The sequence below is a fragment of the Scytonema sp. HK-05 genome, from assembly GCF_963872035.1.
In the GTDB taxonomy this organism is placed as follows: domain Bacteria; phylum Cyanobacteriota; class Cyanobacteriia; order Cyanobacteriales; family Nostocaceae; genus Kalymmatonema.
In genome coordinates this window covers 44,000-70,599 of the sequence record NZ_CAWMYC010000117.1, presented here as the reverse complement: position 1 = coordinate 70,599, position 26,600 = coordinate 44,000, and the positions used below count along the sequence as shown (strand labels likewise).

General features: G+C 43.4%; 19 protein-coding genes, 1 tRNA gene and 2 pseudogenes. 14 read left to right on the top strand and 8 right to left on the bottom strand.

All coding sequences use genetic code 11. The features are described from left to right. Positions 1 to 3: 3 nt before the first annotated feature. Positions 4 to 216, top strand: a pseudogene (locus tag AACT52_RS24560) (phosphate ABC transporter substrate-binding protein); the annotation flags it as partial. A gap of 63 nt (positions 217 to 279) precedes the next feature. On the opposite strand, the gene aroH reads toward AACT52_RS24560, so the two are convergent. From aroH to AACT52_RS24545, 3 genes are all read right to left on the bottom strand, one after another. Then, complete coding sequence (gene aroH / locus AACT52_RS24555) at positions 280 to 651, bottom strand: chorismate mutase (RefSeq protein WP_198940981.1); 372 nt, start codon at positions 649 to 651, stop codon at positions 280 to 282. Positions 652 to 761: 110 nt separating this feature from the next. Next, the gene (gene sppA / locus AACT52_RS24550; protein WP_073633666.1) at positions 762 to 1,583 is read right to left on the bottom strand and encodes a signal peptide peptidase SppA; all 822 of its coding nucleotides are present in this window, start codon (positions 1,581 to 1,583) and stop codon (positions 762 to 764) included. Positions 1,584 to 1,995: 412 nt separating this feature from the next. Further along, positions 1,996 to 2,283 carry a hypothetical protein gene (locus tag AACT52_RS24545; protein ID WP_073633665.1) on the bottom strand — a complete coding sequence of 96 codons (288 nt, stop codon included), beginning with the start codon at positions 2,281 to 2,283 and terminating at the stop codon, positions 1,996 to 1,998. A gap of 428 nt (positions 2,284 to 2,711) precedes the next feature. Here AACT52_RS24545 and AACT52_RS24540 point away from each other — a divergent pair, with 428 nt between their 5' ends. The 4 genes from AACT52_RS24540 to plsY all read left to right on the top strand — a co-directional run bounded on the left by AACT52_RS24540 (position 2,712) and on the right by plsY (position 6,349). Further along, entirely contained in the window at positions 2,712 to 3,509 is a 798-nt protein-coding gene (locus AACT52_RS24540; RefSeq protein WP_073633664.1) for an MlaE family lipid ABC transporter permease subunit, read from the top strand. A gap of 251 nt (positions 3,510 to 3,760) precedes the next feature. Beyond that, positions 3,761 to 4,147: a DUF3119 family protein gene (locus tag AACT52_RS24535; RefSeq protein WP_073633663.1), complete on the top strand. Its 387-nt coding sequence runs from the start codon at positions 3,761 to 3,763 to the stop codon at positions 4,145 to 4,147. A 160-nt stretch (positions 4,148 to 4,307) separates the two neighbouring features. Beyond that, a complete protein-coding gene (locus AACT52_RS24530; RefSeq protein WP_073633662.1) occupies positions 4,308 to 5,591 on the top strand; it encodes a DUF3086 domain-containing protein in 1,284 nt (427 codons plus the stop codon). Positions 5,592 to 5,656: 65 nt separating this feature from the next. After that, entirely contained in the window at positions 5,657 to 6,349 is a 693-nt protein-coding gene (gene plsY, locus AACT52_RS24525; protein WP_073633661.1) for a glycerol-3-phosphate 1-O-acyltransferase PlsY, read from the top strand. A gap of 79 nt (positions 6,350 to 6,428) precedes the next feature. Here the strand turns inward: plsY and cutA are convergent, their stop codons facing one another. From cutA to AACT52_RS24510, 3 genes and pseudogenes are all read right to left on the bottom strand, one after another. Then, positions 6,429 to 6,767 carry a divalent-cation tolerance protein CutA gene (gene cutA, locus AACT52_RS24520; RefSeq protein WP_073633660.1) on the bottom strand — a complete coding sequence of 113 codons (339 nt, stop codon included), beginning with the start codon at positions 6,765 to 6,767 and terminating at the stop codon, positions 6,429 to 6,431. Positions 6,768 to 6,793: 26 nt separating this feature from the next. Continuing rightward, positions 6,794 to 7,846, bottom strand: coding sequence for a transposase (locus AACT52_RS24515; protein WP_198940980.1), 1,053 nt, complete (start codon positions 7,844 to 7,846; stop codon positions 6,794 to 6,796). Positions 7,847 to 7,864: 18 nt separating this feature from the next. Beyond that, a pseudogene (locus tag AACT52_RS24510) lies at positions 7,865 to 8,744 on the bottom strand (hypothetical protein). A 221-nt stretch (positions 8,745 to 8,965) separates the two neighbouring features. Here AACT52_RS24510 and AACT52_RS24505 point away from each other — a divergent pair. The 3 genes from AACT52_RS24505 to AACT52_RS24495 all read left to right on the top strand — a co-directional run bounded on the left by AACT52_RS24505 (position 8,966) and on the right by AACT52_RS24495 (position 10,220). Beyond that, entirely contained in the window at positions 8,966 to 9,253 is a 288-nt protein-coding gene (locus tag AACT52_RS24505) for a hypothetical protein (RefSeq protein WP_073633659.1), read from the top strand. Between the two features lie 167 nt (positions 9,254 to 9,420). Then, positions 9,421 to 9,494 (top strand) — tRNA-Arg (locus tag AACT52_RS24500). 69 nt (positions 9,495 to 9,563) lie between these two features. Further along, on the top strand, positions 9,564 to 10,220 hold the full coding sequence (locus AACT52_RS24495) for a group I intron-associated PD-(D/E)XK endonuclease (protein ID WP_096549331.1): 657 nt from the start codon (positions 9,564 to 9,566) through the stop codon (positions 10,218 to 10,220). A gap of 97 nt (positions 10,221 to 10,317) precedes the next feature. Here AACT52_RS24495 and AACT52_RS24490 read toward each other — a convergent pair whose 3' ends face one another. Further along, positions 10,318 to 13,170 (bottom strand): M16 family metallopeptidase, encoded by a 2,853-nt coding sequence (locus AACT52_RS24490; RefSeq protein WP_073633658.1) that lies wholly within the window; start codon positions 13,168 to 13,170, stop codon positions 10,318 to 10,320. A gap of 346 nt (positions 13,171 to 13,516) precedes the next feature. Here AACT52_RS24490 and tilS point away from each other — a divergent pair, with 346 nt between their 5' ends. Continuing rightward, positions 13,517 to 14,542, top strand: a complete 1,026-nt coding sequence (tilS, locus tag AACT52_RS24485; RefSeq protein WP_073633657.1) for a tRNA lysidine(34) synthetase TilS — start codon at positions 13,517 to 13,519, stop codon at positions 14,540 to 14,542. Positions 14,543 to 14,802: 260 nt separating this feature from the next. Here the strand turns inward: tilS and hmpF are convergent, their stop codons facing one another. After that, entirely contained in the window at positions 14,803 to 16,515 is a 1,713-nt protein-coding gene (gene hmpF / locus AACT52_RS24480; RefSeq protein WP_073633656.1) for a pilus motility taxis protein HmpF, read from the bottom strand. 858 nt (positions 16,516 to 17,373) lie between these two features. Here hmpF and AACT52_RS24475 point away from each other — a divergent pair. The 5 genes from AACT52_RS24475 to AACT52_RS24455 all read left to right on the top strand — a co-directional run bounded on the left by AACT52_RS24475 (position 17,374) and on the right by AACT52_RS24455 (position 26,519). Then, the gene (locus AACT52_RS24475; RefSeq protein WP_073633655.1) at positions 17,374 to 17,739 is read left to right on the top strand and encodes a response regulator transcription factor; all 366 of its coding nucleotides are present in this window, start codon (positions 17,374 to 17,376) and stop codon (positions 17,737 to 17,739) included. Between the two features lie 13 nt (positions 17,740 to 17,752). After that, entirely contained in the window at positions 17,753 to 18,283 is a 531-nt protein-coding gene (locus tag AACT52_RS24470; protein WP_073633654.1) for a CheW domain-containing protein, read from the top strand. Between the two features lie 211 nt (positions 18,284 to 18,494). Continuing rightward, positions 18,495 to 21,098, top strand: a complete 2,604-nt coding sequence (locus AACT52_RS24465) for a methyl-accepting chemotaxis protein (RefSeq protein WP_073633653.1) — start codon at positions 18,495 to 18,497, stop codon at positions 21,096 to 21,098. Positions 21,099 to 21,175: 77 nt separating this feature from the next. Further along, positions 21,176 to 26,284 carry a response regulator gene (locus tag AACT52_RS24460; RefSeq protein ID WP_073633652.1) on the top strand — a complete coding sequence of 1,703 codons (5,109 nt, stop codon included), beginning with the start codon at positions 21,176 to 21,178 and terminating at the stop codon, positions 26,282 to 26,284. A 10-nt stretch (positions 26,285 to 26,294) separates the two neighbouring features. Then, positions 26,295 to 26,519, top strand: coding sequence for a hypothetical protein (locus tag AACT52_RS24455; protein WP_073633651.1), 225 nt, complete (start codon positions 26,295 to 26,297; stop codon positions 26,517 to 26,519). Positions 26,520 to 26,600 lie beyond the last annotated feature (81 nt).

The window sequence follows — 26,600 nt, the reverse complement described above, 5'->3', positions numbered from 1 at the left end:
CTCTTAGTACTGCAAAACCAATGCCCCCTAAAGCGCAATCAAATCAACACGGAAGTCATCAAAAACAGTAGTTATCCAATAATCACAAATAGTTTAGTGATTATTAAGCGAAATAAGGGTCGGGAACAGCAAGCAGGGGAAGCATATAGCAAACTTTTGCTGACCGACCAGGGGCAAAAGCCAATCGAGCAAGCTGGGTTTATTCCAGTTTGCTAGACTTGGTTGACTTTAGCAAATATCCATTTCTGGATTTCATGAGAAATGCTAGAACGTGTCATCCTACGATAAAGGCTGGGGCATATTCCAGTCAGGACGTAAGTTTTCGGCGTGACGCAAATATGTATGGTAAATTTGGACGGAGGCAGGCAGATAGGCGTGAACTAAAAACCGGATGCAGCGCTCTAAGCTACCATCAACGTGCATCTCCTGTACATCCAACATGGGGACATTGTCCCAGTGAGCGCGTGAACGTGCAATTGCAGCAGGAAAAGTAGCATTTAAATCGCGTGTGACTGAGAAAGTCACACTAATAATATCTGTTGGATGCAATTGATTCCGTTTTTCCAGTTCATCTAGTAGTTCCATCACAGCTTGTCGCATTGCTTCAACCGTATTTTCCGGAACGGTTGTTGCTCCGCGAATAGCCCACATTCGCCACTCCACAAAAAAATCCTCCTTACGTTTAGTCATGAGTCATGAGTCATTAGTCATTAGTCATGAGTTATTAGTCAAAGGACAAATGAGTCATGACTAATAACCATTTATGGTCTATACATCCATAAGGGCAAACCATTGGTAGACACTTCAAATTCGACCCAATTGATACCAGCCCCAAATCCTGAAGAAACTTGACGACTTCCTGGCAAGATGCGATTTAACAGAGGTTTGCGTTCTTCTAAGGTGTAGACAGGAGTTTTTTCGGGATCAAGACCAACTAGTTCGGCTGCCCAACGACGGGCATCTTCCTCTGTTCCCAGACGATCTACAATACCTAACTCTACAGCTTGCTGTCCAGTAAAAATTCGACCATCAGCGAAACTTCTCACAGTTTCCACCCCTAAGGAACGCGCATCAGCTACTGTCTGGACAAACTGCTGGTAACTTGTGTCAATTAATTCTTGCAAAATGTTTTGTTCTGGTTCCGTTAGTTCTCGGTCAAACGCCAAAATGTCTTTATAGGGACCAGACTTGATGACCTTGAAGGAAACACCGATTTTTTGCAACAAGCGTTCCAAGTTGTTACCACGCAAAATCACACCAATGCTACCTGTAATCGTACCAGGGTTAGCCATGATATGTTGCGCTCCCATGCCGATGTAGACTCCACCAGAAGCAGAAATATTGCCAAAACTAGCAACAATTTTTACTTTCTCACGCAACCGCTTCAAGGCGCTGTAGATTTCTTGAGAATCTCCCACTGTCCCGCCAGGACTATCAATCCTCAGCAGTAACGCTGGAAATTTTCTTTCTTCTACAGTTTTCAGCGCTTCTAATACATGCTTGCGAGTCGCACTGGCGATCGCACCTGTAATTTCAATACGAGCAATTTGTTTACGATATCTAGGCTTAAAAGGCCAAACCATGAGCAGTCAACAAACTTCCTAATAAACTTAATCATAAAACGTTACGTGCTCAAAGCACTTGCTTTCCCTATGTTAAGAAAAACGAGCTAGTTTTGTGATTATTACAATTTTAATAAAATTTTTATAATTTATGTGTATCTTTATTTGCTATGATAATTCAAGTAGAGAAAAACCTCATAGAGTCTTTTAAGGTTCACTACAAGACCATAAAGTTTTTTATCCTTGAATTTGAGTACTAGCAACCTAGCTCAAGGACTATAAATTCTACAATCAATATATATAAACATTCAATAAAAATAGCGATTAGCCAATGCTCATTCTTGAGCGAGTAGCACTAGCAGCGTTTTTAGTATTGACAATGTAAGTTGCGAATACATTGACCCGAAAGGCTATCAGAGTCAAAAGTCGAGATTTATCGTAAAATTTGATACCGATAATAAGCGTAAGTGTCAAACAGCCCCCCGACAAAACTGCACGTTAAAGAGATAACAAATAGTCCGCCAACAGGAGTGCCACTGCCAAATATGGCAAGAAACTCCATGATCAGAGTTGTGATGACCTCAGTGACGCCTTGTAAACCAGGAATATAGCCGACAAGCGATAGGACGAGTAAAACGCTGCCAAATAAAAACATGGGAGCGACGAAACTGAAAATAATCGATAATACAAGCGAGCGGAGAAAGTTCGTCATAACGGTCATGTAGATAGGCTCCGTAAGTTTATTAGGCAGACCATAGTCGCCTGCCTAGTCGTCACTTTCTACAATAAAGGCGATCGCTCTGTCTCAGGCGTTATTTCAAAAATCTTAAGTTTTTATTAAAATATATACACAATCTTTCCAAGATATGTTGCGAAATCCAAAAAGGGATTAACAGGGCGTAAGCCTTGAAAAATCAATGTTTACAGATGTAGTTGCAGCTATTGTTTCAACGGCAGCCCAGTTCAGAAAAGCTTTAATTTCTGAGATTGCCTTTAAACAAAGTTAATCTTAATTCCAAAAGTGTAACCGAGAGCGACGCCAAGACCCTAGAAATGCTATCACGCTCAAAATAACTCCTGACTCATGACTTAAACTACCGCTTCGTAATTCGCTATGATGACGGCAGTTATAGAGTTAGCTTGTCAACATTGAGTGAGACGATATCCAAATCTAGTTTAGGAGCATGGAGTCAGCGATTGCTGGCAGCTATTTTCTTGGGTGGACAAGTCATGATTCACCTACTTAAGGGAAAAATCCATCGGCGTAATACCTTAGAGCAAATGGCAGCAGTTGGACCGGACTCCTTGTTTATTGCCTTGGTAACGGCTGTTTTTGTTGGCGCAGTATTTACCATTCAGGTGGCGCGGGAATTTATTAACTTTGGCGCGGGAAACGTCGTCGGTGGAGTGCTGGCGATCGCCTTAACACGCGAACTTTCCCCCGTTTTGACAGCAGTGATTTTGGCGGGGCGAGTTGGTTCGGCATTTGCAGCGGAAATCGGTACGATGCAAGTCACCGAACAAATTGACGCCCTTTTAATGTTAAAAACTGATCCAATTGATTATTTGGTTATCCCGCGCGTACTTGCTTGCTGCTTAATGTTACCAATCTTAACGCTTTTGTCTTTGGTAACAGGTATGTTAGGGGGATTAATCGTTGCAACAAACATATATAATCTGTCGGAGACATCGTTTATAGACTCAGCCCGTAACTTTCTCGGCGGTTGGGATATTGTCAGCGCCATGATTAAGGCGTGTTGCTTTGGAATTTTAATAGCCGTAATTGGGTGCAGCTGGGGTTTGACGACAAAAGGAGGAGCAAAAGGAGTGGGACAATCTACCACAACCGCTGTTGTCACTGCCTTGTTGATTATCTTTGTGAGCAACTTTTTTCTTTCTTGGCTGATGTTCCAAGGAACTGGTGGTGGATTTATGCCAGGGTTCTAGACCAATAGCGATTAGGGATTAGGGATTAGGGATTAGGGATTAGGGATTAGGGATTAGGGATTAGGGACAACGCTTTGATTGATGGTTGCTGGTTCCTAGTCCCTAGTCTATAGCCTTCGGGTATGCAAGAAAGCACACGCACTCGTATTCAAAGAACGCCACCGGCACGAGAAAGACCCTCCTACAGCACTTGTCTCACCTAACTTCTAAAATAGAAATAATGTTTACTAACCAAGCAGGAGTTTTTCCTTTTGACGACTTCATATACCCCCAAGGCATCAACCACCGTCGAACTCAAGCCTAGTTACAATATACCTTTGGTATTAGTGATTGCCGCAATTCCAATGCTTGTGGTGCAACCTTGGGTAGCAGGCGCGATCGCACTGTTTGGCTTGTTCCTTATGTTTCAAGCTGTTACACTGCGTCTGTTATTTACTCCCACCGATTTGGATATTTACAGAGGTGAAACATTAATTCGGCGCTTTCCCTACCAGGAATGGCAAAATTGGCGCATATTCTGGAATTCGATTCCCATTCTGTTTTATTTTAAAGAAGTTAAAAGTATTCACTTTTTGCCGATTTTATTTAACCCTAACACTCTCAAAACTTGCTTGGAAGAACGCTGCCCGCGTATTTAATGCTTCACCATGACTCAGTACTGTGTACCCTATAAAGTGATGAGTGGACATGACTTCAGTTCTGAGCACTCATTACTTAAGGCTATCTCAGACTGAATTCAGACTTAATATAGATTGCTGAAAGCTATTTATTCGTGTCACAGGAATTACACTATTGTTTATGAACCCCGAGGAATCTCAAACACCACAAATAACTGATGAGTCGTTGATGCAAAAAGAACAACCAAAACTTGAGCAACCAAAAAATTCATCTGTTGAGTCAGTGGTGGAAAGAGCAGCGCCAAACTCCACAGTTGATAGACAAAATGACCAACCAACTTCTGCTGTATCTAATTTAGCTCCAGAAGAACAAAGCCTGACAGATGAATTAACACAGCAGTCAACTGCTGAAGTGGTGACGCTTTTAGAAGAGGGAACTACCGCGCTGGGGTCAGAAGTAGAATCAATATATCATCGCCAAGAAGAAGAAGCAGCGCAACGACTCGCGCAGTTACAAAGCCAAGAACAAGCGCTAAAAGAAGAAATAGCCAGCCTGCAATTATCCTATAAAAGTGTTCAGGCGCAATTGGGTGGCACTCAAATGGCGTTGGCACAACTGGTGCAAGAAACGCTCTCAGGACTAGAACAACGCAAAGCAGCGCTGCAAATTTCTGTAGAACAGCTAGAACGCCGTCAAGAACGTATTCGCAACGAAATGCGAACCACTTTTGCAGGGACTTCTCAAGACTTAGCGATTCGGGTACAGGGTTTTAAAGATTATCTCACGGGCAGTTTACAAGATTTGGCAGCCGCAGCAGAACAGTTACAACTGGTACCAAAACAGAAACCGGAACCAGAAAAGCTAGAGATCAAACAGGTTAAGCCAGCCGAAGAGCAGCTAGGAACACCACAATTTGCTCAACAGCAGTTCCAAGATACAACAAAACAAATTCGTCGTCTTATCGACCAGTATCGCACGAAACCAGATTATTACGGTCCACCGTGGCAACTGCGCCGCACCTTTGAACCAGTGCATGCAGAACGAGTCTCCAACTGGTTTTTTAGCCAAGGAGGACGAGGTGCTTTACGGACGACAGGCAGTAGGTTGCAGAATATTCTCATTGCCTCAGCAGTGATTTCGATATTACACAAGTTGTATGGCGATCGCATCCGCACTTTGGTGTTAGCCAATACGCCAGAACGTTTAGGTGAATGGCGGCGTGGGTTGCAGGACTGTTTGGGAATAGGTCGTCCAGACTTTGGACCAGACAGAGGCGTGGTATTATTTGAAACAGCGGAAGCTTTGGCACAAAAAGCAGACCGACTGGTAAAAGCCAATCAACTCCCTCTGATTTTGATTGACGATTCTGAAGAGCAAATTAGTTTGGCACTGTTGCAATTTCCCTTATGGTTAGCTTTTGCTCCTGACCCAAAAATGATGAGAAGTTATGATGATAACTACTAAGTCGTCGTTAGTGCTGAGTCACAAAGAACCAAGGACAAAAAACTCATAACTCATAACTCTTAAATATGGCTATTTGGTTAAGTTTGTGCGCGGGGGTTTTGGTTGTGGCTTATCTAGTGGGTTCTACACCCACTGGCTACACAGTAGCTAAGCTATTGAAAGGTATTGATATTCGCTCAGTTGGTTCTGGCTCAACAGGAGCAACCAATGTGCTGAGAACCTTAGGCACAGGACCAGGGGCATTTGTTTTAGTGATAGATTGCTTGAAAGGAGTTTTGGCGATCGCCCTGGTTGACTGGTTTTTCCACTTTGCTGGCAGTCAAAATTTCATTCCTCCAGAGATAAATACCGAGTTATGGCAACCTTTGATGGTCACTTTCGCCGGCTTAGCTGCCATACTTGGGCACAGTAAGTCAATTTTTTTAGGCTTCACTGGTGGGAAATCTGTGGCGACCGGTTTGGGTATTTTGTTGGCGATGAATTGGCAAGTAGGTTTGGCTACCTTTGGCGTCTTTGCCGTTATGCTGGCAATATCGCGGATTGTCTCTTTGAGTTCGATAGCTGGTGCTGTTGCCGTTTCTATTTTCATGGTACTCCTGCATCAACCGTTACCTTACATTTTGTTTGGTGTTCTTGCAGGCTTGTATGTGATTTGGCGACACAGTAGCAATATTGGGCGTATACTTGCAGGGACTGAGCCAAAATTAGGGCAGAACTTACAGGTGGAACAGCAAGAAACTGTAAACTCAGCCTCTTAGAATTAGGCTGAGTTGAACCTGACTGCGTAACGTTTTTATAAAATCATAGAAAAATTTTGGCTCAGGGATCAGGACTTTCTTAGAACTCAGCACTCGGTATCACTTGCTCTGAAATCCATTTTAGATAGGGTTCAGAACCAGCAACAATAGGTAGAGCAATAATTTCCGGTACTTGATACGAGTGCAGTTCACAAATTTTTGCTGACAAAATAGGAAATTTGCTCAAGTCTGTTTTAATCAGCAATTGCCATTCCTGCTCCTTGTGTATTTGTCCTTGCCAAGTATAAATGGAATGGATTGGCAACAGACTAACACACGCAGCAAGTTTAGCCTCTACTAGAGCATTTGCGATAGCTTGTGCCTCCTGCTCTGAAGAAGCTGTTACAAACACTACGCCGTAGTCTGTTGATTCAGCCATGACCAAAACTTTTTCGCTCCTCACAATTAAACACTAGACGACAAAGAGTAAACCTGACCATCAATCAACAGTCGAGTGATTCCCTTTGCCTGTAGATGATAACGAGCCTTGTGCAGCATTTTACTATCGGGAATTTTAATCACGCGATCGCGCTTGGTTGAGAAGCGCTTTGCCACTCGGTGGTTATCAAATACTGGGAGCGTTCTTTGCTGGGTTTCTAAGTTAGGAATTTGCCCCAAGTCGCCAAAGTCCCGCAGTGGACGAGTAATTAATTCCGACGAGCGGTCTATTACCAAATAGCAAGTTTTGGGCAAACTGGCTGCTGACAGTGGCAAAACTCGAACTAATGACTCTCCCGATCTTGGTCTTGTGACAAAAGGTCGGGCTGGTTCAAAGTCCTCTTCGTCTGAGTATTCCTCTTCGTCATCGTCTAAATCATCTTCTTCCAAATCCTCTAAATCATCTGACTCATCCAATAAGTCTTCGCCAAACATTTCTGCGATGACGTTGGCTTCTGGACGTCTATCTTCTAAAAGGGGACTAGGAATGCTTGTGATTTCTGGAGGTTTCTCTGGAGGTTTCTCTGGCGGTTTTTGTTCTAAAAGTTCCAATTGCTCAGCAACTGGTTGCTCAACTCGCTCAATTCGTCTTGGTATTGGTTTTGTTGTTGGCGCGGAGGTGCGCCGCTTCACTCGCCTGATAGCAGGAATTGGTTCATCAACTTCTATAGGCTGCGGCTCCTGTGCCACGACTGGCTCCTCCTGCGGCGGCTGAACCTCAACTACACTCGGTTCAGGAATAGGAGATGCTGGTTGTTGTGTCTGCTCTTCCTGTGGCTCAGCAGTGCTAAACACAGGCAGGTTGTCATAGTCCACCTGTGCCCTTCCTTCAGGAGTTCTTGCGGCACGCTTTAAAGAGACGAGGTATTCATACTCATCTTCTGGCAAAGTGCTTTTGAGTAAGCGGCTAATCGTCGAGTTACTCACGTCATAGCGCTCTGCCAAAGTTGAGGTCGTTTCGGCAGTTTCGCGATATAATTTCAGGATTTCGTGTTTATCTGATTCTGTTAGTTTTCTCACGGTAGACACCACAAATTTCTAAGCTCGTTTTTTTCCACTGGCACGTCGTGAACGGTTTTAATGATGCGTCGTATTCCAGGACAGCGCCCATGCCAAATAAAACTCAACTCCATACCCAAAATTCCTCTAATATCTCCCCAGTTTGATAGTTGGGAATCCAATTTGTGGCGTATTTAAACCACATATCTGCAATCTTAAGCGAAAATGCTGTTGCTGCAATCATTCGCCAAGACATAGGCACTGTTCCATCCCAAAAGGCTAACAATAGGGTTGTAGCGATCATAAACAGCAGCACATCACTGACGATAGAAAAGCAATTCAAAATTGGAGCAATACTTTCTACCCTGGTTGGCGTCTGATCCTGAACTGTTGCTTGTGGTTGATGAGATAACCATGCCAACGCACTACCAAAAGCTCCTATTGCCAACACAATGAGCCACTGCCATCTTTCTAGATTTTGTTCCCTAGAAGCCACTGCCAAAATCATGCCCATCCCCAGCAACAAATAAGTTATCACAAAAAACACATCGCCAAGGGAAACGATAAGTTCTTCTTTCAAGACTATTTTCGTATAACCGAAAAATATCCCTCGAATGAAATAACAAAGCATACCGATGTCGATTGCTAGCCAAACATCCCGAACACTAACAATTTGTCTACTGCACCAATTTCTCAAGCATAAGACATTGGCACTCAGATCAGCTATGGTTTCAAAAATATATGTACCAGTAACGTAGCAATCACCACGCCTTTCTATGCTATCTGAGCCTGGAATCCTAGCACTCAATAAAAAAAAGTACAATAGTACTAGGGGACTCCAGCCTAGGTTAGCTAAGACAATACTCTGAGTGGAAAACATAAATTTGGGACGGTGTGACCTGTTGTAAACGCTACTCATAGAACTTTACTGTATAAATGCACTCTAGCAGTTTTTTGACTCATTGACTGTTTAAGAAACAGCCGTACTCAAAGGTAACAAGTCAAATTAATATAAACGCAATAGATCATCCAACATGATGAAATACTACTAGAGCGCTAATGCCACAGTTTACTTAACGGAGATTGATTTAGCCAACTGATAAAAAGCGTTCGTTCTCATAAAGGCATATTTTGTAAGTTATGAACCACTTGACAGGTAACCACTTGACAGGAAAAGTTGGTATTGCCAAAATACGCTTGATATATGGAATGTTGGTACCTGCTGAGCCAGTGCGTGCGTGCTACATGGTAGATATTTCAATATTTTGCCGTTTCACAATCAACATGACACTGGCAATAACTCCTCACCTAGCCATTCTTTACACGGAAAATATTCAAAGTAGCTACGCAGGTTGCTCGCGCTTGCGCTTAGCGTCCGCTTTCTTTGCGTTTGCCTTAGCAAACCCATTGACAAAACAGTATAACTAACCTATACCCCATTTTCTTTCTTTTCGGTGTACATTTACGCTCCTCTTGGAACGACTTGGATCTTAGCTTTACCAATATGAAATCTGCAATAATTTTGAATTGCGTTTTGCTCATGTTCACAGATATAATATGATAGCTAGCTGCAAAGTGAGCCAGGATCTTTGTTTGGGCGCGTAGCTCAGGTGGATAGAGCATCTGCCTTCTAAGCAGAGTGCCGCAGGTTCGAGTCCTGCCGCGCCCGTTTTCACTAAAGACGAACTCTCAAGCTGCGTCATCCTATATGATGATGACATTCTCGTGAGGGTTCGTTTTGTTACATCACACGAAAAACAAAGGCGATGTTGCTGCTACAAAAGCAATAGCAGACCTAACAATGAAAGGATACTTGATTTTCACACCAGTCGTTTGTGAACATTTACCCTTTGATTGTATTGCGTATAAAGAGAAAAAATATTACAGAATACAAGCTAAATACGCAGGAGACAACAGAGTCATAAATAGGACTATTTGGGTAGACAAAAACGGTACTCATCAGAAAAAGTACGAAGCAGACGACTTTGACTTTTATGCTGTCTACCTGCCTGATATTGATAAAGTGGTCTATCCATCAATTAAGTTTAGTGGTTGCTATATAACTACCAAAATACCCAACTCAGCTACACCTTTTTACTGGTGGGAAGATTTTACAAACTTTACAGAAGAAGCGATTAAGCGAACTTACAAAGAGTTTGGAGTTGATTTAACCACTAGGAAGGTGAACTTAGATTCTAGAATTCACACAAGAATAGTCGAAAGACCTACTAAAGAAGAATTACAAAAACTTGTGTGGGAAAGACCAACAGCACAAATAGCTAAAGAGTTTGGAGTATCTGACAAGGCTGTCGAAAAATGGTGTAAGACTTATGGCATTGAAAAGCCACCCAGAGGATACTGGGTTAAAAAAGCTTATACAAAACTATCAACATAGAAGTGGTAGATGGTATACCAAAAGAAGAATTCCACCTACCACTTACTCACACATCATTTAGGAGTGCGATATTTCTTGCTCTTTTCTGAGTTTCTCTTCATGCTCCTGAACCAGCAGTGGTAATGACTAATTTATCTGGATGAATTAACTCCTGAATTGCTTGCTGCACTTGAGGCAAAGTCACAGCTTGAATGCGCGTGGGAAATTCTCGAATCTCCGCTTGAGAAAGACCGTAGACGGCATTTTCCAAAACTATGCTTGCCACATTACTAGGATTAGCTAATTCCACAGGGTAACTATTAGTTATTGAGCGTTTCGCCGTGTTCAATTCCGCCTCGGTGATTCCTTGCTCTCGCAACTGCTTGAGTAAAGCTAAAGCGCTGGTAATAGCCTTCTGAGCATCACTTGGTGCAGTCTGCATTTGAATCAAGAATGGACCGGGATTGATACCTGCAGCAAAGGCACTGTAGATACCGTAGGTTAGACCTTGGCGATCGCGCACCTCAGTACCCAAACGGCTAGACAAAGTATCGCCGCCCAAAATTTGATTCAGTACCTCTGCAGCGTAGAAACGAGGGTCTTTCCGCGAGATACCATTGTAACCAATATAGGTCACAGCCTCCGCTTTACCGGGAATGGCTGCACTTAAGCGTTTCATCGTTTGCGGTAAAGACACCTGAGGTAAGTTGAGAGTTGGGGGCTTACCTTGAGCTTGCCATTTGTCGAAAGCTTGATTGAATAGCGCTTTGACTTGATTTGGGTCAAAGTCACCAACCAGGGCGATCGTCGTTGTATCTGGTCGGTAGTGTTCTTGGTAAAAGCGAAGCACATCATCACGAGTCACGCTTTTTAAGCTTTCTTCTGTGGGGAAGCTATGAAACGGATGGTTTTCGGGGTAAATTGCCTGCTGAAATACCCGTCGTCCCAGTCCCCGAGGGTCATCGAGCTGTACTTTCAGACTGATCAACGCCCGCTGACGGCTGAGTTCTAGCTGGTTGTCAGGGAAGGTAGCATTTTGCATCACATCTGCTAGGGTTTGAATTAATATCGGCAAATTAGCAGACAGCCCATTGCCACCAATACTAACTCCTTCGCGACTAGCATTGAATCCCAAGTTGACTCCCCGGTCCTCCAACGTTTTTGCTAAAGTTAGAGCGTTTTTTGTCTGAGTCCCATTCATTAAATTGGTAGCAACAAGACTTGATAATCCTGCTTTAGGATTAGTGTCAAATTCGCTACCTGCGTCTATTTGTCCGCTTAGGTTAACGGTGGGGACGCTGTGGTCAGCCAGAAGGAAAACTTGCAATCCATTTTTGAGCGTGAATTGCTCTGGTAGGGGTTGAGTCGTCGAAGCAGTGGCTGATGTTGCAGGGGGAAGGTATTTGGCAAGTTCTGCCGGATCTACAGGCTTACCAGGGCTAAAGTTTTCTACGGTGCGACCAGAACCAGCACTGGAAGTTCCAGGCTTACCATCTGGTTGAGTCGGTTCAAAGAAGCCGATAGTTTGCTTAGCAGGATTGAGGTATGTTTTCGCCACTCGTTGCACATCTGCTGCTGAAACTTTGGCGATCGCCTTTAGATACCGCTCAACATAGCGATAATCCCCAGCCACAGTTTGGTTATACCCCAGCTGCGTTGCTTGAGAGGTGATGTCCTGGTTACTGAGTACAAAGGAAGCTTGCAGTTGCGTCTTTGCTCGATTCAATTCTGCTTCGGTGACTTGTTGCTGTTGCAATTGAGCCAAAGACTGTTGCAGCACAGAGGCAATTTTTGAGAGCTGTTGACCTGGAGCAGCTGTCGCATTAATTTCGTACCAACCAGGTTCGATGAGTTCTGCAGGACTTGCACTCACTGAGCTAGCCAAGCCAGATTCTACCAAAGCTTGGTAAAGCTGCGAGCTACGCCCGCCCGTGAGAATGGCATCCATAACATCAATTGCAGGTACGTCTGGATGATTAAGATCTGGTAGAGGATAAACAGCTTGCAAGAGTGCGGCGCTTCCTGGCTCTTTCAGGACAATAGGTGATTTTTTACCCGATGAGGGGGATGAGGAAGATGAGGAGGATGAGGGGGATGAGGGGGATGAGGGAGATGAGGAGGATGAGGAGGAGACTCTAATGCTTGAATTTTGAATTTTGAATTTTGAATTGATTTCTCCCCCTGCTCTCGATGCCCGTTTCGCCACCTTCCCGAAAGTTTGCTGAACATTTTTCAGTACGGGTTCAGTCGCAAAATCTCCTGTAATCACCAGGGTGGCATTGTTAGGGCTGTAGTAGGTCTTGTAATAGTCCCGTACCTGCTGGACTGTGAATTTCTCTACATCGGCTTTTGTGCCTCCCACAGGTAAGCCATAAGCTCGGTTCGGGAAAGCTGATCGCATAACTGCCCGGCTAAGGCGATATCCTGGAGAATTTTCGTATCCCTGTAACTCTGAGATAACTACGCGCTTCTCACTTGTCAGTTGTTCTGCTGCTACTAAAGCGCCTTCCATGCGATCGGCTTCTAGGGTGAGCAGTGCTTGCAATTTGTCGCGCTGCACAGTGCCAAAATAAGCTGTTTCGTCATAGCTAGTAAAAGCATTGAACTGACTGCCCAATGCACTAAATAGCCGACCAAACTGCACCGGACGGTCAGTGGTTCCCTTGAACATCAAATGCTCTAGCTGGTGGGAGATACCATTCTCCCCCGCTTTCTCGTTGCGCGAACCAACTCGATACCATACCTGTACACTCACCACGGGTGCGGTATGAACTTCCTTGGTTAGCACTGTTAAGCCATTTTCCAATACAGTTTTACGTACCCCCTGAGTCAGGGACAGACCGGATACAGGTGTGACTGCACCTGGTGTTGCAGCATTGCTGAAATTGCTTACTGACAGCACTCCACTTAAAACTAAGCTGAGGAAAAAGCCCGCCACAATCAATGGACGCAGCTTGGAGAAAAAAGGCATGGTAGGTTACACAATAATAAAAAAACGGTGTCAATAAATATATGCTACAAAAATGCTCTCTTGCGATTTACCAAACAAGAGAGCATCAGGTGTGGTGATAAGACGAAATTTAATATTTACTTAAAGTCAGTCTAACAAGCCAATGTTACGTCTTAGTGACAATTCTTTGTCACTCTCATGACTGAATGACTCCCATCAGGAGTGCAAGATTACCTATAGCGGTTTGCAATTGGCTAAGATACACCAAAGAAATAATGAGCCACAGATGAACACAGATAAATAATTACTTCATTCAATTAAGTTGCGCTATATTTTTTCGTTCGTGTTCTAAACTTTAAATTGCTGAATGAGCGATCGCACTCCTTGGACTCCTCTCCATGCAAAAATACACCGCACTATCCGCTCACGCCACCTCTTTGAGCGTAACCAACGGCTCTTAGTCGCCGTCTCTGGCGGACAAGATTCTCTGTGTCTGGTCAAATTACTGTTAGATTTGCAACCAAAATGGGGATGGCATCTAGGTGTTGCCCATTGCGACCATCGCTGGCGTCCTGACTCCCAGGCAAATGCTAGTCATGTAAAAAAGTTGGCGCAAAATTGGGGTGTTTCGTTTTATTTACAAACAGCGAACGAACCTTTAAAAAGCGAAGCTGCTGCACGCGACTGGCGGTATCAAGCTTTGAGTGCGATCGCCCGCGAAAACCAATTTAGTTGCATTGTTACAGGTCACACAGCGAGCGATCGCGCTGAAACCTTGCTTTACAACTTAATTCGCGGCACGGGTGCTGATGGCTTGCAAGCATTAACGTGGCAACGTCTGCTAAACGACGACATCGTGCTTATACGTCCCTTGTTAGAAATGACTCGTACACAAACAGGGGAATTTTGCCAAGACTTTCAACTACCTGTTTGGGAAGATTCGACAAATCAAGATTTGAAATTCGCTCGTAACCGGATTCGTGGAGAGATTATACCATATTTGCAAGAAAATTTCAACCCTCAAGTTGAATCAACCCTTGCCCAAACTGCGGAAATTCTGCAAGCAGAAGTGGAATATTTAGAACAAGCAGCTTATCAGTTGCGCCAAGAGGCGATGGGTGGAAAATGGAGGGATGAGGGAGGAATTCTTGAGACTCCACATTTGATAAAGCTAAACCGTCGCGTATTGCGCAAAGCACCACTGGCGCTACAACGTCGCGTCATGCGTCAGGTATTACAAGAAATACTTCACGCTTCTAGTTTCGAGCAAATTGAAAAACTGACAGCATTAATTACAGCACCAAACCGTTCGCAGACTGATCCATTTCCTGGTGGTGCGATCGCCCGCGTTGAAGGTGACTGGATCTACGTAAATTTGAAGAAGGAAGAATAGACTTCTTAGAGGTCATTTATAAAGTAATACCGTTCAGATAAGACCAGAATCCTTATCAAGAACATAATGTAGAGACGCGCTGTTTGAAGCGTCTCTACACACCTGATTTTTTACACATCAACCTTAACTGAACCGTATTGATTTATAAAGTAAATATTAAGTAGGATGTGTTACGGCTATGTAATGATTTTAAACATACTCAGATTCCCGGCTTCTTAAAGAAGTCGGGAATCTTGTTGTTAACAAATGATTTAGGATTGCTATATCAAACTTAGGAGTGTCTGACGTATTTGGGCAACAGCTTGGAGTTGATACTCGCCTGTTTCCTGCACTGAGGCTAACGATTCAGCAATTCCTTGTAGCTTTTGCCGCATTCCATCGACACAATCCTGAAGAGGTTGTAGCGCTTCATAATATAAATTCAATCGTCCTCGCGATTCTGCGGTTACTGTTTGCAAAAGAAACAAGTTTTGCTCCATAGTTTGCAGTAAATCGCGTTGAGTTTCCTGCTGTTGCCTTTGTTGGGCAATGACCTCGTGCATTTGCTCAATATTGGCACGCATTTGTTCAATTTCACGCTCTAGGTTTTCCAACTCCTGTGACTGTTGTTGTCGCTGTATTTCAATTTCTAGAAGAATTGATTTTAAATCAATATTTGTCTCCTCTTGTTCATTCACAAGAGTTTTTCCTTGTCGCCGCAGCAGTAGTGTTTGATGTTGCTTGAAAATATACTGCCGCTCAAGCAAATTACGGCGTTGTCCTACCAAAGTTTCATTAAGCATTTGGTAGAGGTCTTTTTCATCAGCCAGTTCGACTTCTAAGAAACCGCGTTCTGGTTGGGATGCTTGGTTGATTTTCTGTTGGAGTTGTTCTATATTTTTTTGTTTTTCTTTCAGTTCTTGTTCCTGCTCATGGACAAACCTAGAGTCAATGTTCAACTTCTGCTGCAAGTCTGGCACCATATCTTGCAGTTGTTCTAGAGGGATTTTTTCCAAAGCTGCCACATCAACTTTACGAGTGGGAATCACATCAACAATTGTTGCAGCAAACAAGTGGATCTTCTGGTGTAACTCTTCTTGGTGTCGCAGTTGCTCTTTTAGGGCTCGCGCATACTCTTGCTTGCGTTCAACAGTAGCTGTATTCACCTTCAATTCAGCTATTTGTTGCTCAAGAGAATTTTGAGCTTGCTGCCATTCTCTTTGGCGTTCAGATAATTCTTGCGACTGGCGCTCAACTTCTTCCTGCTGTTGGTTAACTGCAGTTTTCTGCTGTTGCAGTTGTTGCCAGTGTGGGTTTAAAATTGCCTGCTGGCTTTCGAGCATTTCAAAGGCAAAATTCAGGTGTTCGCGTACTGTTTCTGTAGGAGCAACGCTCTTTAGCAGCTGAGCAAGTAACTCGTTGAGCGCTCGACTTTGTTCTTCATCCAACACAGCAGAGTGCTGGTACTGTGCTTTGTACTCCTCGAAACGACGCTGCTCACCCCGCAAGTGATCCCATGCTCCTTCTAGTTCTTGACGGTTGCTCAAGCTTTCTGTTTGCAACTTTTCAATTTCCTCGCGCGAAGTCTCTAATTCTTGTTGTTGCGCCTCCATTTGTTGCAGTTCTTCCAAGCGAGCTTCCATATCTATTTCACGGCGATTCAACTCTTGTGCTTGAAACGTCAAAGACTGCTTCCACTGGTCAATTTCTTCTTCTTTGACCTTAAATTTTTCCAAGAGACGAGAAAAATTCTGCAAAATATTAACTAAAGGACGCCCTGCCTCCTGAATCCGTTGCACATGACGATTCGGATTCATTTCAACCAATACGAGGACTCCATCACTTAATTTGCCAGCTTCCTCAGCAGCAATCACTTCTTCCGAAACTGTACTCCAACTCTGGTCAGTTCGCTGACAAGCCAGTAGTTTTAGTTGGGTTTTGCCACCACCAAGTAAGCCGCCTTTCTGCTTTTGTACTTCTGCTAAATACAGCACACCATTATTCCTTTTGTGTACTTAATGCTCGTGTTTTAAGCTATACCTTAAAACAGTTATCAGTTATCAGTTATCAGTTATCAAGCGTATGGTGGGGATGCGCTCACCGCCACCAACGCCTTCCACACTCTTGCTGGGGGACGCGCGACCACTCGTATTTAACTGATAACTGCGTAGGTAGCTGTTCAGTGTTAAAAAATAGTTGCACTATGTTGTCTCATTTATCTTCAGTGTGAGATTAATGAACAGACACTACAGACAATATTTTTATAGACGTGATATACAAATCCGTGCAGGAGTCGTGAGAATGAAAAAACCGCTCTTGAGCCAAGGACGCCAAGAAAAACAATCATAAAATCTCACAAATGATTTAGGACTGCTATATGTCACGTTTTAATATCTATGAAACTAACTTGTCACTTATTTCTATTTTGTACTGATAGTAGTGATACTGGCTTCCGTAGTATTACTAACATTACCAAAGTATATTACCTAAATGCTAAATTCGATCTATAGCGCAATTCAATTGAATGAAGTAATTATAAATCTCGTGTCCACCCCCCTCATTCCCCCCTACAAGAGGGGGGAAGACAGAGGAAAAACTTTTATTTATTGTCCATCTGTGGTTCATTATTTCTTTGTGTACCTTACTCCGGGTTCTTACGGCTATAAGTTCGGCACTGACCCAGCAACTGACCACCCTTAGACTGGTAGTAAAAAAATATCAAGCCTTAGTATAAGCTTATTATTTAATAAATGAGTGAAGAATAGAATTATTTTATACAGTAAATACTTGTGGGGAAATCAGGAAATGTTTCCAATTAGGAACGTCTACATCAGGAGGTACATAGGCGTTTTATGAGTACAGTTCTGATTGTGGAAGACAGTATTGCACAAAGGGAGATGCTTACATACCTTCTGAAAGCGAGTGGTTTAACAGTCACCCATGCCAGTGATGGAGTAGAAGCATTGGAGGCAATTCAAACTGCTTGTCCCGATTTAGTGGTTTTGGATATCGTCATGCCTCGGATGAACGGCTACGAAGTTTGCCGTCGCTTAAAGTCTGATCCAACAACCCAAAATCTTCCGGTGGTGATGTGTTCTTCCAAAGGGGAAGAATTTGATCGCTACTGGGGTATGAAGCAAGGAGCAGATGCCTATATAGCCAAGCCCTTCCAACCAACTGAATTGGTGGAAACAGTCAAACAACTGCTGCGAGGATAAGGATGAACACAACATGGTCAATAAACCGGACTTTTTAGAAGGAAGCGGACAAGACCACTCGCGTCCTGAATTACAAGTAGAAAGTCCAGAAACAGAGTTATTTTTAAGGTTTTATATTCCCTCAAATCAGGAGTTTGCACTACTAGCCACAGGTATTCGGGAGGTTATCGAACTCAGCCCTGATAGAATTACACCGATTCCTAACGCTTCTGCTTTGCTTTTGGGTACTCTAAATCTACGAGGTCGAGTCATTTGGGTGGCTGATTTGGGTCAATTTTTGGGAGAACCAACTGCCTTGAACACGAATCGAGCTGAGATTCCTGTGATTGCGATAGAAGAGCAAGACACAATAGTCGGCTTGGCAGTTGAAGCAATTGGTGGTATGGATTGGCTTGACGTAAAACATTTGGTCGCACCTACTCGTGTCCCAGACACAATGGCTCCGTTTTTACGGGGAGAGTGGATACTAGAGGCAAAAAAAAATCAGTGTCTGCGGCTGCTTGATCAAACGGCAATTTTACGAAGTACACGGTGGGCAGGATGATACCAATTCAAAATACCCTGCGGGAAGCCCTTCGGGTTCGCAGTCGCCTAGGTCGGGAAACCCTCCTGCAGCGCTGTCTCACCGCCCAGGAGGCGTCTACAAAATTCAAAATTCATAAGGTACGGCATTAAGAAAGCCTAAGATAACCAGGGTTTGGGAGTGTGTATCTGTCGCATTCTTTTTTCAAATTGGTATGAAATGGAGGCAGGAAATGGCAGCGAGTATAAAAGATTGCGAGCAGATATATCAGCAAGCTTATAAAGCCTACGTACAAGGAAACTACGAACAAGCAGCCACTCTTATCGACCAAGTGGTGCAAGATTTACCTGATGACCCTAACATCCGTTTGCTCCGGGGTCACGTCTACTACATTTTGCAGCAGTATGAGGTGGCAAAAGCAGAATACCAAAAGGTGTTGGAGTTCACCGATGACCAAGAACTCATCAGCCTTGCCCAAAATGGTATTGACAAGATAAAAAAATACCAAGGTGAAGTAGACGCGGTCGTGGTTGAGAAGGACGATGATGAAAACAAGAATTTTTCGGACTCTTTTGAACCTCAAGCTCAGCAACAAGAATTAGAAGATTTGGCGCATTATCAAGATTTTAATAGTAACAGCTTTGATTTAAACTCCTTGGATAAGCATCAAGACGCTGACGAAGTAGAAGTACCTGTTAGCAGTGCATTTGAGCTACCAAGAAACGATAGAACTGTATCTGGTACGTCTCATTCCAAAGAAAATTTTAGCGACAACCCTTTTGCTGTTAATCAAGAAGAGGCATCAAAACTCAGTCATGCAAGTCATGGAAAAACGCAAGCAGAATTAGAGTTGCCGAATTTTTGGCTGGAACATATTTCACAACAGAATCTTCAAAAGGAAGAAAATAATACAAATTCTGCTAACACAAATTCGGAGATTAAACAGCAAAATACTAGCCCAGCATTTGCACTTGATTTACAAACAAACAGTAGCTTGGAAAACAAAAGTAGCACATTGAGCGAAAATAACTCTCCGGGGAATAATATAGAGTTTTTAGAGGACTTTGATGAATTTGACGACTTGGGGAATATACCAGGGTTTGACCTTACAGCAGATTCTCGCTTTCAAGATTCACTGATGCTGAACGCATCAGTGGAAAACAACGGTAAGTTACTCAGTACAGTGGAGACTGTACCTAGTGGGGAGAATGGCGATTTCACTTCAAAAAACAACCCTAAAGATGATGACGCCACTCTCCCCACCGTAAAGGGCATTGGCGCAGAGGGAGAGCTTCCCCATCGTCACTCGGAACTATTCACGCTCACGACTTCTCAACAAGGAGAAACAGTCTTTACCCAAGCTGATGCCTCGAAGATAAAACCCCAATCCATCAAGCAAGGTTTTCTTGCTCCATTGGAAAATGCCTCTCTACAAACCAAGCAATGGATTGTCGCTGGTACTGTAGGTGTTGTCTCAGCAGTGGTTGTCGCTGGAGTCAGCTTTGTTGCTGCTAACTTGTCGCCACCGGAACAACGGGAGTCTATGCAAAACACAGGTTGGGCGATCGCCTTAACAGCAGGAATCACTTCTTTTGCTACCACAGGTATTATGGGGAATTTAGCCCACAGGCAAATTCGCCGCACTGCACGAGATCTGCAAGCTCAATTTGATGCTGTGCGCCAAGGAAATTTCAATGTCCAAGCCACGGTATCTTCACAAGACGAATTCGGGCAGCTCGCTGCTAGCTTTAATGAAATGAGTCATGTTATATTTACGACTACAAATGAAGCGACACGTAAGGCTCAAGAACTGGAGTCAGCGAGAGTAAACCTGCAACGCCAAGTGATTCGCTTGTTAGATGATGTGGAAGGAGCCGCTCGGGGAGATTTGACGGTGCAAGCTGAGGTGAGTGCCGATGTACTCGGAGCGATCGCTGATGCTTTTAACCTAACAATCCAAAACCTCCGCGATCTTGTGCAACAAGTGAAAGTAGCAGCGCAGGAAGTCACCAGAGGGGCAACGAATTCTGAAATCTTTGCAAGGGCATTATCAAGCGATGCTCTGCGCCAAGCAGAAGAATTGGGGGTGACGCTAAATTCTGTACAGATTATGACTGACTCGATCCAACGCGTAGCAGAAGCAGCGCGGGAAGCAGAAGCTGTTACCCGTGAGGCTAGCGACATTGCCGTTCAAGGTGGAGAAGCAGTGGAAAACACAGTGGCAGGGATTTTAGAAATTCGGCAAACCGTCGCTCAAACAACCCGCAAAGTCAAGCGACTGGCGGAGTCTTCCCAAGAAATTTCCAAGATTGTGGCGCTGGTTTCTCAGATTGCTTCCAGGACGAATTTGTTAGCACTCAATGCTAGCATTGAGGCGGCACGCGCAGGAGTTGCCGGACGGGGCTTTGCAATTGTGGCGGATGAAGTGCGCCAGTTAGCAGATAAATCAGCTAAGTCATTGAAAGAAATAGAACAAATAGTGATGCAAATTCAGAGCGATACAGGCTCTGTGATGACGGCGATGGAGGAAGGTACACAACAAGTTATTAAAGGTACAAAATTGGCAGAACAAGCCAAGCGATCGCTAGAAAACATCATTCAAGTCGCCAAGCGCATTGATATTTTAGTCCGTGGCATTACCTCGGACACAGTCGAACAAACCAAAACTTCCCGCACTGTCACGATTGTTATGCAATCTGTAGAATTAACAGCGCAAAACACTTCTCTTGAAGCACAACGAGTTTCCGGTGCTTTACAAAATTTGGTGAGTGTATCTGGCGATCTCATCACCTCCGTTGAACGCTTCCGAGTCGAAACCGCTGAAAATACTAAGTAATTTAGTCATTTGTTATTTGCTAATGACTAATGACTAATGACTAATGACTAATGACTAATGACTCTTGACTAAAAACTATGTCACCAGAACAACAACGCATTTTGGGTTACTTCTTTGAGGAAGCAAAAGACCACCTGAATACGATAGAGCAGGGGTTGCTGAATCTCCAGAGTACCTTAGACGACCCGGAAATGATTAACGAAGTTTTCCGGGCGGCTCACTCTATTAAGGGAGGAGCGGCGATGCTTGGTCTGAGTAGCATTCAGCACACGGCGCACCGTTTGGAGGACTGTTTCAAAGTTCTGAAAAATCATCCGGTTAAGGTTGACCAAAAGTTAGAATCCTTGTTTCTTGGTGTATGTGATACCTTGAAAGCGCTGTTAGAGCATTTGCAGCAACCTTTTGGACTGACTGAAGAAACTGCGAATACCTTAATGTCAGAGATAGAACCAGTTTTCAAATCGTTGCACGAACATTTGGAGTTTCTTGTACATCAATGTAATACTGAGTTGCGTTCAAAAACCTCACCCCGCCCTCCGGGCACCCCTCTCGTTGGCAAGGAGAGGGGCAGGGGTGAGGTGATACCACAAGTTGATAGTGTAACGCCACCACAAGCCGCGCCAAAAAAAAGCGAGAGTTGGCAAAACTTGCAAAGTCTGCAATCTCAGGTTATCCGGACACTGCGGGAAATGTTACAACTGTTTAAACAAACCGCAACACCCGAAACTCGGCAAAAGCTTCAGGAGTGCTGTCACTTTTTAGCTGAACTCGGTGAAGAATTCAATTGGTTTAACTGGTGTCGTTTGTGTCAGACAGCAGAAAGGGCGATCGCTAATCCCAAAAACACTTATCTGAGTTTAGCCAAAATCGTCATCACAGATTTTAAAAACGCTCTGGAATTCGTCAGTGCTGGTAGGGAAGCTGAAATGACAATAAGTCAGCAGCTGCAAGCACTTGTTAGGGTAGAAGAAATTGAATTGTTAGAAATACCCCTTGATTTAGTGGATAATTTGGCAAATACTCCAGCACAACAATTAGAATTGCCACCAAGTATTTCTAGCACATTCAACAGTCTGGTTATTAATAAAGTGATTCCCCAAACAAGAAGTGATGCGCCTTCCACAGAACTTTTAGACATTGCTCCGCAAGACAGAATTACTAGTTTGTCTGAAATATCAGAGCAACTTAATAGCAATGATAACGCACCTCTGACTGATAGCAGTACAGACACCAATAGCCTAGAGGTAGGAACAGCAGACTTGAATACCTTGGCTGATTTGTTTGAAACTGAAAGTTCTGACCTATATGAATCGTGGGACAAAGAAGAAACTTTAGAAATTAACGCTGAAAAGAACTTAGTCAGAAATTCGAGTAACAGTAACACTGATGATACTGAGATAAATTTTTTATTTTATGAAGACAATTTAGAATTGGCAAGCCAAAAAACTACTTACTTAAGTAGCGATAAGACAGTTGCACCGAAAAATATAACAAAAAATACACAAAGCGATTTAGAACCGATTACTAGTGGGCGTAAAAGAATACAAGATGAGGTGGGAAGTTTATTAGAACTGGTGCTGGATGAAAATGGTTTTTTATCTACAGGTCAAATCAATCAAATACAAACAGAGACTATCCCTAATATCGAGCTTTCCAATAATCAAAAAACGAGCTTTGATGATTTCAAAAAATCAGAACTTACCCGAGATAAAAACGAAAACTTGACTTTAGAAGAGCTATTTGCCGAGACACAGGCTGATAATAGCATAGCCTTGTCTGCGAACAAGTCAGCATCTGCGGATTTATTCGCCGCAATGCCTGAGACAGAAGATTTGAGCAACTTCTGGCTCCCAGAAGCTGAGGAAAGACAAAAAGACGAATTTTATTCTGTTGATCAACAGGATTCAGCAAGGGAATTGGAAGAAATTTTGTTGGCTGCTGCGGAGGAAATTTTTGATGATATTGAGCACCCCTTGATCTCGACCTCAGCTTTGAATTTAGAAGATTTAGATCTCAATTTTCAGTCGCAACAGCAGTTTGATTTGATATTTTCATCGGAAGCTGATGATGATTTGTTTGAGGAGCTATCACCAAGACATCCAACGACATCTTCTATTGACACTAGTATAGATCCTGAAAGTACAGCTTACCATAGGGAAGTGTCTTCCACAGAAAAGAGTGGCTTTTCACAACAGCCAGAAGCTCTAGAATTAACACCAGAATTTACAACTTCATCTCCAGAAACTGCACAAGCGGATTTAACACAAGCATCGAGTGAACTCAATCTTGAGTTTCTGGAGGTAGAAAATGAAAATACTCTACCCGTCTTATTTGAGGAGACGCCAACAGTTTCCTCAAACGATGTCACACTTTTAGACAGCACAGAAAATCCTTTTGCAGATGAACAACACGATTTCCTCAATAGTTTGTTGTTTAGACAACCACCTGAAGGCATAAGTTTTACTTCTGAACCTTCACAGGTACAGGTACACTTAGAGACTGTAGAGATTGAAGCAGAGACTATTTCACAAACAGATGATGTTGATTTTGCAGAGGTAACAGTTGTAGACATTGAAGCAGAGACTATCCCACAAACAGATGATGCTGATTTGCCTCAGTTCACAGTTGTAGACATTGAAGCAGAGACTATCTTGCCAGTAGATTTTGACATCACTGATAATGTACAACCAGATTCAAAAATTGATCTAAATGAAGATTTCTTGGCAGCAGAAACGACTCAGTTGCCAGTTCATACAGAACAGATAGTACAAAACATAGCCACCAGCGAGTTGCAAGCTCAGGAGATCACACTAGACATCAACCAAAAAAATCTATTAGATGAATTAGAGGGTTTATTTCAAGAGCAACAGGAACTTGAAGATGATTTATCTAAACTGTTGGCAGCAATAGACAAAGATGCTGGTTCCGTTTTGACAGCAAGAACGGAAACTACAGAAGCACTTTCTTCAGAAGAGGAATTTTCTCAAAAAATGAATACTTCCTTGAATGAAGAATTTGCAGAGTTAGATAAGTTACTAGATCTGGAAGCTGTACTAAGTAGAAATGCTGTATATAGACCAGAAGAAGTTACCGCCCAAGCAAAATTACCGTTTGTAGTGTCAGATGGTGTAACATCAGATACAGCCAAACAAGATATTAACTTTCGATTTCAAGAATTGAACGAGATGGTCAAGGGATTACCTCCTCGTCATCCCTCCGTCTCTCACCCTGCCAAATTTGAACAATTGATGAAGGTTCCTGTCAAGCATCTGGATGACCTCAGCAATTTGGTGGGAGAGTTGGTAGTTAATCGTAATACCCTAGAACAGGATCAAGAACGTCTGCGACAGTTTCTAGATAACTTGCTCGATCAGGTGCAGCAGTTGAGTGATGCCGGTGCGAGGATGCGGGAATTGTACGATCGCTCGCTATTAGAAGCATCTCTTTTAGCCAACCGTAGAAATAGCAGAAATAACACTGGGTATAATACTGGGTATAAGAATCAAGATACAGATAGGGGTTTTACGGAATTGGAAATGGATCGGTTTACTCCTTTCCATACTCTGTCTTTGGAAATGATTGAACTTATTGTACGGGTGCGTGAGGCAGCAAGTGACATTAATTTTGTCACCGAAGACAGCGAGCAAGTGGCGCGACAGTTGCGGCAGGTTACTAACCAGCTACAAGAAGGCATAACGCGATCGCGAATGGAGTCTTTTGCTGAAGTCACCACTCCTTTAGAGCGAGGAGTACGCGAGAGCGCTATCAAGTGTGGCAAACAAGCACAACTTACTATCGAAGGTCGAGAAACCTTGATAGACAAAGTGATTTTGGAACATCTCAAAAGCCCGCTGACGCATTTACTCAACAATGCAATTGCCCACGGTATCGAAACACCAGAAGTGCGACAAGCGCAAGGTAAGCCACCTGTGGGAACTATTACTGTCCGCGCCTTCCATCAAGGGAACCAAACCGTCATCTCTGTCACTGATGATGGTGCAGGTATTGATATAGAACAGGTGAAGGCAAAAGCAATCAAGATGGGCATAAAAACGCCAGAACAAGCTAAAACTTTATCTGTTTTAGATGTTTACGATTTGCTGTTCTTGCCAGGTTTTAGTACCAAAGAAAAAGAAGATGAATTAGCCGGTCGTGGTATTGGTTTGGATGTCGTTCGCGCTAGGACGAGTGAAATCCGAGGAACAATTAACATTGATTCGATTGTAGGTGGGGGAACGACCTTCACCCTTCGTCTACCGCTAACTCTAAGTATTTGCAAAGCTTTGTGCTGCGTATCTGATAAAGCCCGCATTGGTTTCCCAATGGATGGTGTTGAAGATACCTTAGATGTTCCTGTAAACATAATACAGCAAGGTGCTGACGGGCAAAAATACATCCCTTGGCGTGATACACTGCTGCCATTGCGATCGCTCAAGGAAATTTTAACTTTCAATCGTCAAATCAGTCGAAGTAGTGTTTATGGTGGTCACCGCGATGACGACATGATTTCTGTGGTCGTTGTGCGATCGGCAAATGTCCTGATTGCCCTACAGGTAGACCAAGTACTTAACGAGCAAGAAATCGTTATTAAGCAATTTGAAGGACCATTCCCCAAACCCATTGGTGTTGCTGGTGCGACTATCCTGGGAGATGGTCGCATTATGCCTATTGCTGATGTGCTGGAAATCATTGATATTTTCCAAGGAAAAATTTCTAAACAGCGGGGGGCTAGTTTCTGGGAGCAGCAGGATACTCCTGTTGTGCAAGAAACCACTGCTGTTAAGATTGACCCGACAGTGTTGATTGTCGATGACTCAATTACAGTCCGGGAATTGCTGTCGCTCACATTTCACAAGGCTGGTTATCGCGTAGAACAGGCGCGTGATGGTCAGGAAGCTTGGGATAAACTGTGTGCAGGTTTACCTTGCGATATTGTATTTTGCGACATTGAGATGCCCCGGTGCGATGGTTTGGAGTTGCTCTCTCGCATCCACAAAGACGCGAACCTGAATCATTTGCCCATTGCCATGCTTACCTCACGGGGTGCAGATAAGCACAGACAAATGGCAATTCAACTAGGTGCAAGCGGCTACTTCACCAAACCTTATCTTGAGGAAGCCCTACTTGAAGCAGCAGGGCGGATGCTCAAAGGGGAGAAATTGGTTAACAGTACGAGTAATTGTTAGTCGTTGTAGCGTGAACAATGCCAAGCCCATACGGTTAAGACCAGAAGCCTACACCATACTGCTTGCAATTGATGTAGGTACTTCACTTATGTCCAAAGGTCAAACGTATTTGCCCCAAGTGCATAAGTCAACTTCGCTTGCACATAGTACTCAACAGCTTACAGAAATGTACGAAACCTTTCGCCCCCTTAACCTTGTGTTAGGGGGTTTATTTTTGCGGAATGCGATCGCTTAACCTAGTAAAATTTACTAATGACTAAAGTGCTTTTATTATCACGGCTATTTTTAGTGAGTTTATTCGTTGTGGTCATCTTGG

Excerpts from the sequence above, each read along its gene's own strand:
- AACT52_RS24465 (WP_073633653.1), top strand. The coding sequence starts at position 18,495 with ATGGCAGCGAGTATAAAAGATTGCGAGCAGATATATCAGCAAGCTTAT.
- AACT52_RS24475 (WP_073633655.1), top strand. The coding sequence starts at position 17,374 with ATGAGTACAGTTCTGATTGTGGAAGACAGTATTGCACAAAGGGAGATG.
- AACT52_RS24505 (WP_073633659.1), top strand. The coding sequence starts at position 8,966 with ATGAACCACTTGACAGGTAACCACTTGACAGGAAAAGTTGGTATTGCC.
- cutA (WP_073633660.1), bottom strand. The coding sequence starts at position 6,767 with ATGGCTGAATCAACAGACTACGGCGTAGTGTTTGTAACAGCTTCTTCA.
- AACT52_RS24545 (WP_073633665.1), bottom strand. The coding sequence starts at position 2,283 with ATGACCGTTATGACGAACTTTCTCCGCTCGCTTGTATTATCGATTATT.
- AACT52_RS24530 (WP_073633662.1), top strand. The coding sequence starts at position 4,308 with ATGAACCCCGAGGAATCTCAAACACCACAAATAACTGATGAGTCGTTG.
- sppA (WP_073633666.1), bottom strand. The coding sequence starts at position 1,583 with ATGGTTTGGCCTTTTAAGCCTAGATATCGTAAACAAATTGCTCGTATT.
- AACT52_RS24460 (WP_073633652.1), top strand. The coding sequence starts at position 21,176 with ATGTCACCAGAACAACAACGCATTTTGGGTTACTTCTTTGAGGAAGCA.
- plsY (WP_073633661.1), top strand. The coding sequence starts at position 5,657 with ATGGCTATTTGGTTAAGTTTGTGCGCGGGGGTTTTGGTTGTGGCTTAT.
- AACT52_RS24490 (WP_073633658.1), bottom strand. The coding sequence starts at position 13,170 with ATGCCTTTTTTCTCCAAGCTGCGTCCATTGATTGTGGCGGGCTTTTTC.
- tilS (WP_073633657.1), top strand. The coding sequence starts at position 13,517 with ATGAGCGATCGCACTCCTTGGACTCCTCTCCATGCAAAAATACACCGC.
- aroH (WP_198940981.1), bottom strand. The coding sequence starts at position 651 with ATGTGGGCTATTCGCGGAGCAACAACCGTTCCGGAAAATACGGTTGAA.
- AACT52_RS24470 (WP_073633654.1), top strand. The coding sequence starts at position 17,753 with ATGGTCAATAAACCGGACTTTTTAGAAGGAAGCGGACAAGACCACTCG.